The following is a 13,756-nucleotide window of genomic DNA, read 5'->3' as shown; positions in this document are numbered from 1 at the left end:
CTTAAAAGTGATACACTATCATCGTAGAGCAAAGTATCACTGTGAGGGGGAAAATGTGTGAGAGAAGAGAAACTACGTTTACGTAAACAAATAATAGAGCACATGAATTCTTTATCAAAAGAACGGTATACAACTTTATCAGAGCAAATTGCATTTTCGTTGTATGCACAAAAAGAGTGGACTGAAGCTAAAACAATTGGAATCACTCTTTCAATGGAAAATGAAGTGAATACATATCCTATTATCGAAAAAGCTTGGGAAGAAGGAAAGAAAGTTGTTGTTCCGAAGTGTAATAAAGAAACAAGAACAATGTCCTTTAGGCAAATTAGTAATTTTGATCAATTGGAAACAGTGTATATGAATTTACGTGAGCCAATTCCAGCGCTTACGGAAGAAGTGAATGCAGATGAAATTGACCTTCAAATTGTACCAGGTGTAGCTTATACAGAGCGAGGAGAACGGATTGGATATGGTGGTGGCTATTATGATCGTTATCTCATGCATTATAAAGGGAAAACGCTATCATTAGCTTATAGTTTTCAAATGGTAGACCATATTCCAATAGAGCCGTTTGATAAAAATGTAGAAAAAATTATTACAGAAAAAGGAACAATGGTTAAAAATGGGCTTGTATAGACAAATAAAAATTGACGAGACTTTTTCTTCTTGATTATAATAAAATATGTGAACGTTTTCTTATTATAATTTTTTATAGTAAGTGAGCATAGAGGGTGATGAAATGTTATCTATATATGATATTCAGCAATTGCTAAAGAAATTTGGTACGATTATTTATACGGGAGATCGAATTGCAGATTTACAATTAATGCAAGATGAATTGCGTGAATTAAATCAATCACAGCTAATCGATTCACAAGACTATCAAACAGCTTTATTTTTATTGAAGCAAGAAATTCAAAAAGAGCTAAATAAGAATTAGATAAAGGTAGGTAAGTAACATGGAAGAGAAATGGTTAGTTGGTGTTGACCTTGGTGGTACAACGATTAAATTAGCATTTATTAATGTATATGGTGAAATTTTACATAAGTGGGAAATCCCTACGAATACAAATGAGCAAGGAAAACATATTACACTTGATGTAGCGAAAGCTATTGATAAAAAGTTAGAGGAGTTAGGCGAATTAAAAAGTAAGTTAATCGGTATTGGTATGGGAGCTCCTGGCCCTGTACACGTGGCGTCTGGAATGATTTATGAAGCGGTTAACTTAGGATGGAAGAACTATCCGTTAAAAGATTTATTAGAAGTAGAAACAGGATTACCTGTTGTGATTGATAATGATGCGAACTTAGCAGCGCTTGGTGAAATGTGGAAAGGTGCTGGTGAAGGAGCAAAAGATTTAATTTGTATGACGCTTGGCACTGGTGTTGGCGGCGGTGTAATTGCCAATGGAGAGATTGTACACGGCGTAAGCGGTGCTGCTGGTGAAATCGGACACATTACAGTCGTTACAGAGAATGCTTTCCCATGTAATTGCGGGAAGTCTGGTTGCCTAGAAACTGTAGCATCTGCAACAGGTATTGTGCGTGTTGCTATGCAAAAAATACAAGAGACTGATAAAGAAAGTATTCTACGTTCTATGTTAGCAGAAGAAGGACGTATCACATCAAAAGACGTATTTGAAGCACATGGACAAGGTGATGAACTAGCAGGCGAAGTAGTAGAAAAGGTAGCTTCTTATTTAGGATTAGCTGTAGCGAACCTTTCTAGCACGTTGAACCCAGAGAAAATCGTTATTGGCGGAGGCGTTTCTAAAGCTGGAGATGCACTTTTAGAACCAATTCAACGCTATTTTGAGCAATATGCTTTCTCACGTGCTGTAAAGAGCACGAAGTTAGCTATTGCAACACTTGGTAATGATGCAGGTGTTATCGGAGGAGCTTGGCTTGTAAAAAAGCACAAATACGAAGCGAAGATGATATAAGTTGTGAAGTATGAAAAGAGGAAGGGGAAACCCTTCCTCTTTTTGTGCGAAATCTTGATGAAGACGAGCATGTAAATGAATTAAGCTGCTGGTGGGTACCCGTTATATAGAACAGTCATGATTGTAAACCATCCGAAAACGAGTACAGTTGCAATTGCAAAGCCGCCCGCGAGAAAATTCTTTTCGCGAAGTGTTCTAAGCGTAGCAAATACAGCTAACAGAGTGACAAGCGTAAAAATAATAACAAGGCCCATACAATATCCTCCTCTGTCTACCCATTCCTTAATATGAGTTTTTGGAATATTTACTCTTTTATATTGTACATGTTTTAAAAATGATTGTCGAGATAGCATCCTTTCTTTTCCTAAGAGAAAAAAATGTTGTATCATTGAAAGTAAGTTTAATAATTGGAGGAGATTTTCATATGAAATGGATACAAATGCCGTTAGGCCCATTACAAACAAATGCTTATATTTTAACGAATGAGCAAAATGAGTGTATTATCTTTGATCCTGGTCACGAAGGAGAGAAGCTCGTTACATATTTACAAGAAGAACAATTAAAGCCACTGGCTGTTTTATTAACACATGCTCACTTTGATCATATTGGTGCTGTTGATGCGGTAAGAGACGCTTTTCATATTCCTGTGTACGTACATAAAGAAGAAGCAGATTGGTTAGGCGATGCAACTGTAAATGGTTCTCAAATCTTTATGATGAATCGCAGCATTACAGCAAAACCAGCAGATCATATTATTGATGCAGAAGGTGCATTAGCAATTGGTTCATTTAACTTTGAAATTTTTGAGACACCAGGACATTCTCCAGGCAGTATTTCTTATTACTGTAAAGAGGCGAATGCTGTATTTTCTGGAGATGTATTATTCCAAATGAGTATTGGAAGAACAGATTTACCTGGTGGAAGTTTTGCAGAGTTGATTGGAAGTATTGAAGAGAAATTATTTGTATTACCTGATGAAACAGCGGTGTTATGTGGACATGGTCCAGAAACAAGCATTGGTTTTGAAAAAGAAAATAATCCATTTTTACAGTAAGGAGCTAGTATGGGGATGGAGCTCATTTTAAAAGAATGGATGGAAAAAGAAAAGGATTATTCAATTTCATACAGTACATATATGAACCTCGCATTATATGCAGAGGAACATGGATATTATATGAAAGAACGTGAAAAAATAGGAAGACAAGGGGATTTTTTTACAAGTAGCAACGTATCCTCTGTGTTTGCAAAAACTTTTGCTAAGTTTTTTATTCGTCTTGTTGAAAATGGTGAAGTTGCTCCACATATTTGTGAGATTGGTGGGGGGACAGGAAGGTTTGCCTATGATGTTTTACAAGAATGGAAGCAATTATCACCGGAAACCTTTATTGATTTAAACTATTCGATAATTGAAATGAGCCCTTTTCATAGAAAATTGCAGCAAAAGACTCTTTGTTCGTTTTCTAATGTGTCATATTATACGTCGCATAGTGAAATGGGAGAATCGTTCGAGGGGATTCTTTTTTCGAATGAGTTATTTGATGCATTTCCTGTTGAAGTAATTGAGAAGAGAAATGGAATATTGTATGAAGTACGTGTTACGTACACAGAGGAAGGGAAACTTGCAGAAGTATGTAGGCCGTTACATAAAAGAATTGGTCGATACTTATTGAAATATAATATTCATCTCGCTGAAGGCCAGCGTTTTGAAGTGCCAATTGCGATGGAAGAATATATAAAAGAAATTGCGAAATGGTTTCAACGAGGTGTATGTATTACAGTTGATTATGGATATACAAAAGAAGAATGGATGCATCCTGCACATCAAGAAGGTAGTTTACGAGGATATTACGAGCATAAATTAATTCGTAATCCTTTAGCGTATCCAGGTGAAATGGATCTTACTACTCATATTCATTGGGACGAACTGAAAGAAATGTTTAGCCTGCAAGGTATGAATATGGTATGGCATAAGAAACAATCTGAGTTTTTGTTAGCAGCAGGAATACTAGAGCTGCTTACGAATCATCAAGATCGGGATCCTTTTTCTGAAATTCAACAACAAAATCGTGCAGTTCATTCTATGATTTTGAGCGGAGGATTGGGGAGTGCATGTGATGTTGTTATACATACGAAACATATGCAACAGTTACACTTGGATCGGTATTTGAAAATATAAAAAACAAGACACAGCATAGTTCTGTGTCTTGTTTTTTAATACGACTTATGTAGCATCATATATTTCCTCTCATGATATATATTTATATTAAAGATATGAGATGAAAAATATAAAATACATCCTTTTTTTCTGTCTATGAGTCCCTAACCCAATAATACGCGAACGAGTTGAATAATTGTCTCGTTTTCTACTTTGTAATAAATTTCCAATCCTTTTCTTTCACTTGAAACGATTTTAGCACTTTTTAACTTTGCTAAATGCTGTGAAATTGTAGATTGTGGCATGTTTAAGCCAGTGTACATTGTAGAAACGTTGCTTGGACCGCGTTCAATTAATCCTTTTACAATACATAAGCGAACAGGATGAGCAAGTACTTTCAATAATTCTGCATTGCTTTCATATAGTTCTATTTCTTTTTGAAAGGTTTCTAACATGTTCTTTTCCACCTCCGTGTGAGCTGTTATACCATACTATACATACCAAAAAATTAAAGAAAAGAAAACAGTTGTTGCAGAAAAACATTCCTAAAGTAAAGAAATTGTAAGAAAAGAGACCCTGATGTAAATAAAGTAGATAATTTAGCACGGTTTTGTAAAATGACATTTTTGGGTGAAAATTTCGATGCGTTTTAAAAATTGAAAGATATAGATATATTTGTAACACAATTTTATCATGATTTTCTTATTCTTTCAAATGAATATACGAAATTTTTAAAATAATATGACAAAGGAATTATAATGTTATATATAGAATATAAAACAGGTTAAAAGAAAAGAAGCCGAATGTAGTCAGCTTCTTTATGGTGAAAATGAAATGTTTGAATATAGCTGATAAATCTTAGAATTACCAAGATGTTAGTTATGTATTCTAGATTTCATCTTTCATCAATTTTAAAAATCTGTGGTTCCATATATTTTCATAAAAATCAATTGTCTCTTTTGCGGACATAAATGGATTATTTAACGTAGAGGTTGCTTTCTGGAACATGAAGTTTTCGTACCCTAGTCCATGGGCAAATTTAATCGTGGTATCCATACAGTACTCTGTTTGGGCACCACAAAATTCAATACGATGTACAGATAATTGATCTAAAATCTCTTTCAAGTTTGTGTTATAAAAAGAATTGGCATGTGTTTTTCTTACAAAAAAATCTTGTTTTTGAACATCTAAATCTGAATGAATAGCCCAAAGTTCTTTTTCAGGTACTAAATCATCATCACAATGTTGAACGAAAAGAATTGGTTTATTTGATTTTCTGTATGAAGAAATTCTTTTATTTACTTTTGTAAGTAAATTTTGTAAGTCAAATAAATGTTCTTCGCTATAACATACTCCATTTTGTAGATCGATAACGATTAAAATATCTGCACAAGTATCCATTATTTTTGCCCCTTTTTTACTTCTTAATATATCAATTAATTCATTACTTGGAAATGGGTGTACTCTTTCTTTTTTTATGAACTATACGAAAAGTAAAAAGTATAATCGAAAACATAAAAAGAAGATATGAAAATTTAATTTCATATCTTCTTTTCGCTCTATGCATTTACAGGCTCTTCTACATAAGAAAGGGCATTTTCAAAATCGGATATTAAATCGTCAACATTTTCAAGACCGACGGATAGCCGAAGTAATGAATTTGAAATCCCTCTTTCATCACGAGCTTCTTGCGATAGTGCTGCATGTGACATTTTAGCTGGGTAGGAAAGGATCGATTCGACAGCCCCTAAACTAACCGCAAAGACAGGTAATTTTACTTTTGATAAAAATTGGCGAAGTGCGTCTTCTGATTGTAAAGTGAAAGATAGGACAGCTCCTGCTGATGTAGCTTGAGATTGTTGAATGTTAAATCCAAGATGTGTTTGTAATCCTGGATAATAGACATTTTGAACTTTAGCGTGCTCTTGTAAATAGTGTGCAATTTTATTGGCATTAGCAGCTGAATGCTCAAGACGTACATGCAATGTTTTTAGACCACGAAGTACGAGAGAACAATCTTGCGGGCCTAGAATAGCGCCGAATGAATTTTGTAAAAAGCCAAGTTTTTGAGCGAGATCGGTATCTTTTACAACTGCTAATCCGGCAGTAACATCACTATGACCGGCAATGAATTTTGTGGCACTATGAAGAACGACATCAGCGCCAAGGTCAAGTGGTTTCTGGAATAGTGGTGTCAAAAATGTATTATCAACAAAAGTAAGGGCGCCAATAGATTTTGCAAGTTTAGAAACAGCACGAATATCTGTCACTTTTAAAAGTGGATTGGAAGGTGTTTCTACATAAAAGAGTTTTGTATTTGGCTTAATGTTTTGCTTTATTTCTTCTAAATTGGTCATATCAACAAATGTATGTGAAACACCGTAACGGGAGAGAACTTCAGTTATCATTCGATAAGTTCCTCCGTATACGTCTTCTGAAATGAGTACGTGATCACCTTGTGAAAGGAGGAGGAATGCAGTAGAAATCGCTGCAATTCCTGATGCGAAGGCAAATCCTTTTGTTCCGCCTTCTAATAAAGCAATGATGTCTTCAAGAGCTTCACGAGTTGGATTGCCTGACCTGCTATAGTCATATTTCCCGAACGTATCTACATCAAATTGGTGAAATGTTGATGTGTTATAGATGGGAACGTTAACAGCTCCTGTTTGCGAGTCATGTTTATATTGGTTGTGCAGTAAGAGTGTATCTATAGAATAACTCATATTCTTACACCTTCTTTTACAAGTTTAATGGCTTGCTTTAAGTCTTGAATTAAATCGTTACTATTTTCAATACCAACGGAAAATCGAAGAAGACGATTACATACACCGTTTGCTGTTCTAATTTCTTCAGGAATATCAGCGTGTGTTTGTGTTGCTGGATATGTCATTAAACTTTCAACACCACCGAGACTTTCGGCAAATGTAATTAAGGATAAAGATTGTAAGAATGGATTAATCCATGTTTCATCTTTCAGACGAAACGAGATCATGCCGCCTCTTCCAGGATAAAATACATCTGTCACCCCATCCTCATCATTTAAATAAGCAACAACTGCTTTTGCATTTTCTTCATGTTGTCTCATGCGAAGCGCTAACGTTTTCATACCACGGATTAATAGCCATGAGTCAAATGGACTTAAGACCGCACCAGAGGCATTATGATAATGAGCGATTTCCTCACAAAGTTCCTTTCCTTTTGCAACGACAAGTCCGCTTAGTACATCGTTATGACCACCTAAATATTTCGTTGCGCTATGAAGTACAATATCGGCACCTTCTGTTAATGGCTGCTGTATATAAGGTGTGTAGAATGTGTTGTCTACAATAAGAAGTAGTCCGTGTCTTTTCGCTACAGTTGCAACAGCGGCAATATCGGTAACTTGCATTAATGGATTAGTTGGAGTTTCTATGAAAATAGCCTTCGTTTTCGTTGTGATGGCTTGCTCAATTTGTTTAATAGATTGTGTATTTACGTATCTACATCGAACGTTCCACTTTTTTTCGTGCTCAGAAAATAATCGATAAGTGCCACCGTATAAATCTTCAGAAACAATAAGTTCGTCTCCAGAGCGGAATAGGGAAAGGACAAGAAGAACGGCTGCCATCCCTGAACTACAGGCATAACCTTGTTCACCGCATTCTAAGTCTGCGATTGCCTGTTCTAATAGGCCGCGCGTTGGATTTCCAGTTCGTGAATAATCAAATCCAGTAGATTTACCAATTCCTTCGTGACGATAAGCAGTTGAAAAATAAACAGGTGGATTAACAGTTCCTGTTGTAGTTTCACTCCGGTTTCCGATTTGCGCTAATTTTGTTTCGATAGTTGACATGTGAAAATTCCTCCTTTTTAAATTGAACCATTAGTTGAATATAAAATAAAAAAGCCTTCTAAGAAGAAGGCTTTCGGTTTGAATAGAGTCTTCTTCTCATCTGTCAAATCTTTCACAATTTGCTGGAATTAGCACCTTATTAACAAATGTTAATGGTTGCTGAGGCGTCATAGGGCCAGTCCCTCTACCTCTCTAGATAAGAATGTTCGTATGAAATTTTATTATGTTTTTAACTTTACAACAAAAGATAATTGAATTGCAACTTTATTTTAAATAATTTTTATTTTTCCGCAAGTGTCATTGACTTTTGTATTTGTGCGTGCTAAATTTATAAAAAAATTAACAAACATTGTTAAAAGGGGAACGCATTTCCTTTTAGCTACATAAATAAAATAATAAAGACAAACTCTTATTGAGAGCGGTGGAGGGAAAGGCCCTGTGAAACCCGGCAACCTTCAAACGAAATGTTTGAAACGGTGCTAATACCTGCAAAACGAATGTTTTGCATAATAAGAGGAGGATCGATTATGTCCCCCTCTTCAAAGTGAAGAGGGGGTTTTTATATTGATAGAAATGAGGGAGATTTGTGAAATTACTAGATTTATTATCAAAAGGAATTGTAATAGGTGATGGTGCGGTTGGGACGTTATTACATTCACATGGTTTGCAAAGTAGTTTTGAAGAATTGAATATATCTGATCCAGATTTAATTATATCGATTCATAAGCAATATGTAGCGGCTGGGGCAGATGTGATTCAAACAAATACGTATGGAGCAAATGAAGCGAAATTACGTATGTATGGATTAGAAAATCAAGTTACTGAAATTAATAGAGCGGCAGTAAAACTGGCGAAAGCATCTGTTACAGACAGAAATGCAATTTTAGGCACAATTGGTGGTATGAAACATATCGGGGCGGTTACGACAACTGATATGGAGCGAGAATTTATGTTACTGGAACAGGCAAGTGCATTATTAGAAGAACAGGTTGATGGACTGCTATTAGAGACTTTTTATGATGAGTTTGAATTACTTCATGCTGTCCAGGTGTTACGAAAAGAAACAAATATTCCAATTGTAGCGCAATTGGCGTTACATGAGGCGGGTACGACTCAAAATGGAAATGATGTAAATGAAATATTAAAACAACTTTTAGATTACGGTGCAAATGTTGTTGGATTGAACTGCCAACTAGGGCCACTTCATATGACGGAAGCTTTTAAAATGATATCGATTCCGAAAAATGGTTACTTGTCAGCATATCCAAATGCAGGTCTCCCAAATTATGTAGAGGGACGATACGTATATGAGGGAAGTCCAGCTTATTTTGAAGCGATGACACCGAAATTTATTGAGCAAGGTATTCGGTTATTGGGCGGTTGTTGTGGCACGACTCCAGAACATATTGAAAGTATGAAACGTGCTACTCTAAATGTTACGCCTGTAATAGAAAAGGATACGGTTCAAAGACCGAAAGTAGTTCATACACATGAGAAACGTTCAAAAGCTCATGTCACTTTAGCAGAGAAAGCAAAAAAACAAACGACCGTAGTAGTGGAATTAGATCCACCAAAAACGTTAGATACGCAGCGGTTTTTTGAAGGCGCAAGAGCATTGAAAAGAGCTGGAGCAGATGCTATTACTCTAGCAGATAATTCATTAGCATCGCCCCGTATCTCGAATATGGCAATGGGAGCATTATTAACGAAGCATGATATTCCGGTATTGACGCACTTAACATGTAGAGACCATAACGTCATCGGACTACAATCTCATTTACTAGGATTATCAGCGTTAGGCATGGAAGAAGTGTTAGCTTTAACTGGAGATCCAGCGCGCGTTGGTGATTTTCCAGGTGCCACTTCTGTATATGATTTGTCCTCTATCGAGCTCATTAAAATGATTAAAGAAATGAACGATGGGCGTTCCGTTTTAGGGAAATCCATTGGACCGGCAACAAGGTTTTCTGTGGGCGGTGCATTTAACCCGCATGTAAGACATTTAAAAGCAGCGGTTAAGCGAATGGAACGGAAAATAGATGCTGGAGCAGAATATTTCTTAACGCAGCCAATCTATGATATCGCGTTAATTGAAGAAGTGTATGAAGCGACAAAGCATTTAGAACAACCTATTTTTATTGGAATTATGCCATTAATAAGTAAACGGAATGCAGATTTTCTTCATTTTGAGGTGCCCGGTATTACTTTACCTGAAGCAGTAAGAGAGAGAATGGATGGACATGAAACGAAAGAGGCAGCAATTGAGGAAGGGATTCGTATTTCTCAAGAATTAATCGATGCGGCGATGAAATACTTTAACGGCATTTATCTTATTACACCATTTTTAAAATATGAAATTACAGAACATCTTGTTAAATATGTGAGAGAAAAGCAAGAAGTGAAAGAAGGTATTAATTGATGAAATGTATAGAAGAAAAATTACAAAATAACATCTTACTATTAGATGGTGCAATGGGAACGATGATCCAGCAAGAGGATTTAACTGCGGAAGATTTCGGAGGAGAGGAGTACGAAGGGTGTAATGAGTATTTAGTAGAAACAAGACCAGATGTTATTTTAAAGATTCATAAAGCCTATATTGAAGCTGGAGCGGATATTATTGAAACAAATACATTTGGGGCAACCAATATTGTACTAAGTGATTATGAGTTATCTCATTTAGACGAGGAGCTAAATGAGAAGGCAGCGCGTTTAGCGAAGCAAGCAGTCGAAGAAAGCGGGAAGGAAGTATATGTTGCGGGAGCAATGGGACCGACAACGAAAGCGATTAGTGTTACTGGTGGTGTAACGTTTGAAGAATTAATTGAAGCTTATACGCGGCAGGCAAGAGGATTGTTGAAAGGAGAAGTGGATGTATTACTCGTTGAGACGAGTCAAGATATGCGTAACGTGAAGGCTGCTTATATTGGAATTCAAGCGGCTTTTGATGAACTAAATACAGTTGTACCTATCATGATTTCGGGAACGATTGAACCGATGGGAACGACTCTAGCTGGGCAAACAATTGAGGCTTTTTACTTATCGGTAGAACATATGAAGCCATTATCTGTTGGATTAAACTGTGCGACTGGTCCGGAGTTTATGAGAGACCATATTCGTTCTCTATCTGATTTATCGGAGTGTTACATTTCTTGTTATCCAAATGCAGGTCTTCCTGATGAAGATGGACATTATCATGAATCTCCATCCTCGCTTGCCGAGAAAGTGAAGCGATTTGCAGAAGAAGGATGGGTTAATATTATCGGTGGTTGTTGTGGTACAACACCAGAACATATAAAAGCAATGAAATCCGCATTAACGTCTCTTAAACCTCGTGAACAGCAAGAGAGAGCGGGACATGGGGTTAGTGGATTAGAGGCACTGCAATATGATGACTCTATGAGACCGTTATTTGTTGGTGAAAGAACAAATGTTATTGGATCACGTAAATTTAAAAGATTAGTAGCAGAAGGGAAATTTGAAGAGGCTGCTGAAATCGCTAGAGCGCAAGTGAAGAAAAATGCTCATATTATTGATATTTGTATGGCAGACCCGGACCGCGATGAAATAGAAGATATGGAAAACTTCTTGGCAGAAGTTACGAAAGTGTTAAAAGTACCGATTATGATTGACTCAACAGATGAACATGTGATGGAGCGAGCTCTTACTTATATTCAAGGGAAAGCTGTTATTAATTCAATTAATTTAGAAGATGGAGAAGAGCGATTTAAAAAAGTGACACCGCTTCTTCGTAAATATGGTGCTGCAATTGTAGTTGGAACAATCGATGAAGATGGAATGGCAGTAAGTGCGGAAAGAAAACTAGAAATTGCGAAAAGAAGTTATGAGTTATTGACGACGAAATATGGTATACGCCCATCAGATATTATTTTTGATGCACTTGTATTTCCTGTAGGGACAGGTGATGAAGAGTATATTGGCTCGGCGGCTGCGACGATAGAAGGGATTCGCCTTATTAAAGAAGCATTACCAGAGTGTTTAACGATTTTAGGTGTAAGTAACATATCATTTGGTTTACCACCAGCTGGTCGCGAAGTGTTAAATTCCGTCTTTTTATATCATGCAACGAAAGCAGGGTTAGATTATGCGATTGTAAATACGGAAAAATTAGAGCGCTATGCGTCAATTTCTGATGAAGAAAAACGCCTTGCAGATGCATTGCTTTTTGAAACGACGCAAGAGACGTTGGAGAAATTTACAAACTTCTATCGCGTGGCAAAAAAGAAAGATGTTGTTGTCCAAGAAACATTAACACTTGATGAAAGGCTCGCAAATTACATTGTAGAAGGTACGAAACAAGGTTTACACGAAGATTTAAGTCTCGCACTTACAGAAGGAAGAAAACCTTTGGATATTATTAATGGCCCACTTATGACAGGAATGGATGAGGTAGGAAGATTATTTAATAATAATGAGCTTATCGTTGCTGAAGTATTGCAAAGTGCTGAAAGTATGAAAGCTGCTGTAAGTTATTTAGAGCCACATATGGAATCTAGCGATAGTGCGAAAAAAGGGAAAGTATTATTAGCAACTGTAAAAGGTGATGTGCATGATATTGGGAAAAATCTCGTTGAAATTATTTTAGCAAATAACGGATATGAGATTATTAATTTAGGAATTAATGTTCGCTCGGATCGAATTGTGCAAGAAGTACAAGAAAAGAAGCCTGATATTATAGGTCTTTCTGGTTTATTAGTAAAATCGGCTCAACAAATGGTAACGACTGCTGAAGATTTAAAAGCGGCGGATATTGATATTCCAATTGTTGTAGGCGGGGCAGCGTTAACGAGAAAGTTTACAGATAATCGCATTTCGCCATCTTATAAAGGGCTCGTATGTTATGCGAGTGATGCGATGACGGGGCTGGATATTATTAATAAGCTTCAAAAAGAAGAAGAGCGTGAGAAGATGAAGCAGGATAAAAAAGAACGTCATCTTCATATCGTAACAAAAGAAGAGAAGAAAGTAGAAATTCCAGCAGTAATTGAGCCATTACCGAAGGCTGAGGTTATCGTACCGGATTCAACAAAACGAATTGTATTAAGAGATGTTCCTGTTTCACATCTCGCGCCATTTCTAAATAGACAAATGCTGCTTGGACATCACCTTGGCCTAAAGGGAAGTGTGAAGAAACTTTTGCGAGAGGGAGATAAAAGAGCGCATGAATTAAATGATTTAATAGATGAATTATTGCAGGAAGGACAATCTTGGTTAAAACCGAAAGCAGTGTATCAATTTTTCCCAGCGCAAAGCGACGGACAGAATATTGTAATATATGATCCAGAAGATCATACGCGTGTTATAGAGCGTTTCACATTCCCAAGACAAGGAAAAGCACCATATCGTACTTTAGGTGACTATTTACGCCCAGTTGGAGATGAGATGGACTATGTTGCTTTCCTATCTGTTACGGTTGGAGAAGGTGTTCGTGAAATTGCTGAAGAGTGGAAGGCGAAAGGTGATTATTTACGCAGTCATGCTATTCAATCGTTAGCGCTTGAACTAGCAGAAGGACTTGCTGAAAAAACACATATGCTCATTCGCGATCGCTGGGGGATTCCAGATTCGCCAGAATTGACGATGGAAGAACGCTTCCGTACGAAATATAGAGGGATACGAGTGTCCTTCGGTTATCCAGCATGTCCAGAACTCGCAGATCAAGAAAAGTTATTTCGCTTAATTCATCCAGAGGAAATAGGTATTTCATTAACGGAAGGATTTATGATGGAGCCAGAAGCGTCTGTAACGGCTATGGTATTTTCTCACCCCGAGGCAAGATATTTTAGTGTATTATAGTCTAGAAGG

At 36.7% G+C, this 13,756-nt stretch carries 12 protein-coding genes and 2 riboswitches; of the genes, 7 read left to right on the top strand and 5 right to left on the bottom strand.

Annotated features, from left to right (window positions below; genetic code table 11):
• The first annotated feature begins 57 nt into the window (after positions 1–57).
• The 3 genes from NST14_RS21625 to glcK all read left to right on the top strand — a co-directional run bounded on the left by NST14_RS21625 (position 58) and on the right by glcK (position 1,943).
• Entirely contained in the window at positions 58–636 is a 579-nt protein-coding gene (locus NST14_RS21625) for a 5-formyltetrahydrofolate cyclo-ligase (protein WP_001206419.1), read from the top strand.
• A gap of 103 nt (positions 637–739) precedes the next feature.
• Positions 740–940, top strand: a complete 201-nt coding sequence (locus NST14_RS21620) for a YqgQ family protein (protein WP_000949156.1) — start codon at positions 740–742, stop codon at positions 938–940.
• 19 nt (positions 941–959) lie between these two features.
• Complete coding sequence (glcK, locus tag NST14_RS21615) at positions 960–1,943, top strand: glucokinase (protein ID WP_000391706.1); 984 nt, start codon at positions 960–962, stop codon at positions 1,941–1,943.
• Positions 1,944–2,023: 80 nt separating this feature from the next.
• Here the strand turns inward: glcK and NST14_RS21610 are convergent, their stop codons facing one another.
• Entirely contained in the window at positions 2,024–2,197 is a 174-nt protein-coding gene (locus tag NST14_RS21610) for a DUF2759 domain-containing protein (protein WP_000524853.1), read from the bottom strand.
• Positions 2,198–2,367: 170 nt separating this feature from the next.
• Between NST14_RS21610 and NST14_RS21605 the strand changes: the two genes are divergently transcribed.
• Positions 2,368–2,997, top strand: coding sequence for an MBL fold metallo-hydrolase (locus NST14_RS21605; protein ID WP_000871248.1), 630 nt, complete (start codon positions 2,368–2,370; stop codon positions 2,995–2,997).
• 9 nt (positions 2,998–3,006) lie between these two features.
• The gene (locus NST14_RS21600; protein WP_001998250.1) at positions 3,007–4,119 is read left to right on the top strand and encodes a class I SAM-dependent methyltransferase; all 1,113 of its coding nucleotides are present in this window, start codon (positions 3,007–3,009) and stop codon (positions 4,117–4,119) included.
• A 143-nt stretch (positions 4,120–4,262) separates the two neighbouring features.
• Here NST14_RS21600 and NST14_RS21595 read toward each other — a convergent pair whose 3' ends face one another.
• From NST14_RS21595 to metI, 4 genes are all read right to left on the bottom strand, one after another.
• Positions 4,263–4,553, bottom strand: a complete 291-nt coding sequence (locus NST14_RS21595) for an ArsR/SmtB family transcription factor (protein WP_000894375.1) — start codon at positions 4,551–4,553, stop codon at positions 4,263–4,265.
• A gap of 433 nt (positions 4,554–4,986) precedes the next feature.
• Positions 4,987–5,499 carry a cysteine hydrolase family protein gene (locus tag NST14_RS21590; RefSeq protein ID WP_000379161.1) on the bottom strand — a complete coding sequence of 171 codons (513 nt, stop codon included), beginning with the start codon at positions 5,497–5,499 and terminating at the stop codon, positions 4,987–4,989.
• A gap of 158 nt (positions 5,500–5,657) precedes the next feature.
• Positions 5,658–6,821: a cystathionine beta-lyase gene (gene metC / locus NST14_RS21585; protein ID WP_000122291.1), complete on the bottom strand. Its 1,164-nt coding sequence runs from the start codon at positions 6,819–6,821 to the stop codon at positions 5,658–5,660.
• Complete coding sequence (metI, locus tag NST14_RS21580) at positions 6,818–7,930, bottom strand: cystathionine gamma-synthase/O-acetylhomoserine thiolyase (protein WP_000103875.1); 1,113 nt, start codon at positions 7,928–7,930, stop codon at positions 6,818–6,820. The genes metC and metI overlap by 4 nt, the downstream gene beginning before the upstream one ends.
• Before the next feature lie 93 nt (positions 7,931–8,023).
• A riboswitch (SAM riboswitch) is annotated at positions 8,024–8,133 on the bottom strand.
• 203 nt (positions 8,134–8,336) lie between these two features.
• A riboswitch (SAM riboswitch) is annotated at positions 8,337–8,446 on the top strand.
• A 70-nt stretch (positions 8,447–8,516) separates the two neighbouring features.
• Between metI and NST14_RS21575 the strand changes: the two genes are divergently transcribed.
• On the top strand, positions 8,517–10,349 hold the full coding sequence (locus tag NST14_RS21575; RefSeq protein WP_000770334.1) for a bifunctional homocysteine S-methyltransferase/methylenetetrahydrofolate reductase: 1,833 nt from the start codon (positions 8,517–8,519) through the stop codon (positions 10,347–10,349).
• Positions 10,349–13,747 carry a methionine synthase gene (gene metH / locus NST14_RS21570; protein WP_000649711.1) on the top strand — a complete coding sequence of 1,133 codons (3,399 nt, stop codon included), beginning with the start codon at positions 10,349–10,351 and terminating at the stop codon, positions 13,745–13,747. The genes NST14_RS21575 and metH overlap by 1 nt, the downstream gene beginning before the upstream one ends.
• Positions 13,748–13,756: the final 9 nt, after the last annotated feature.

This window comes from Bacillus sp. FSL W8-0519, from assembly GCF_038005585.1.
GTDB lineage: Bacteria > Bacillota > Bacilli > Bacillales > Bacillaceae_G > Bacillus_A > Bacillus_A paranthracis.
Note: the sequence above shows the minus strand (reverse complement) of the source record. Positions and strands in the feature narration are given on the sequence as shown.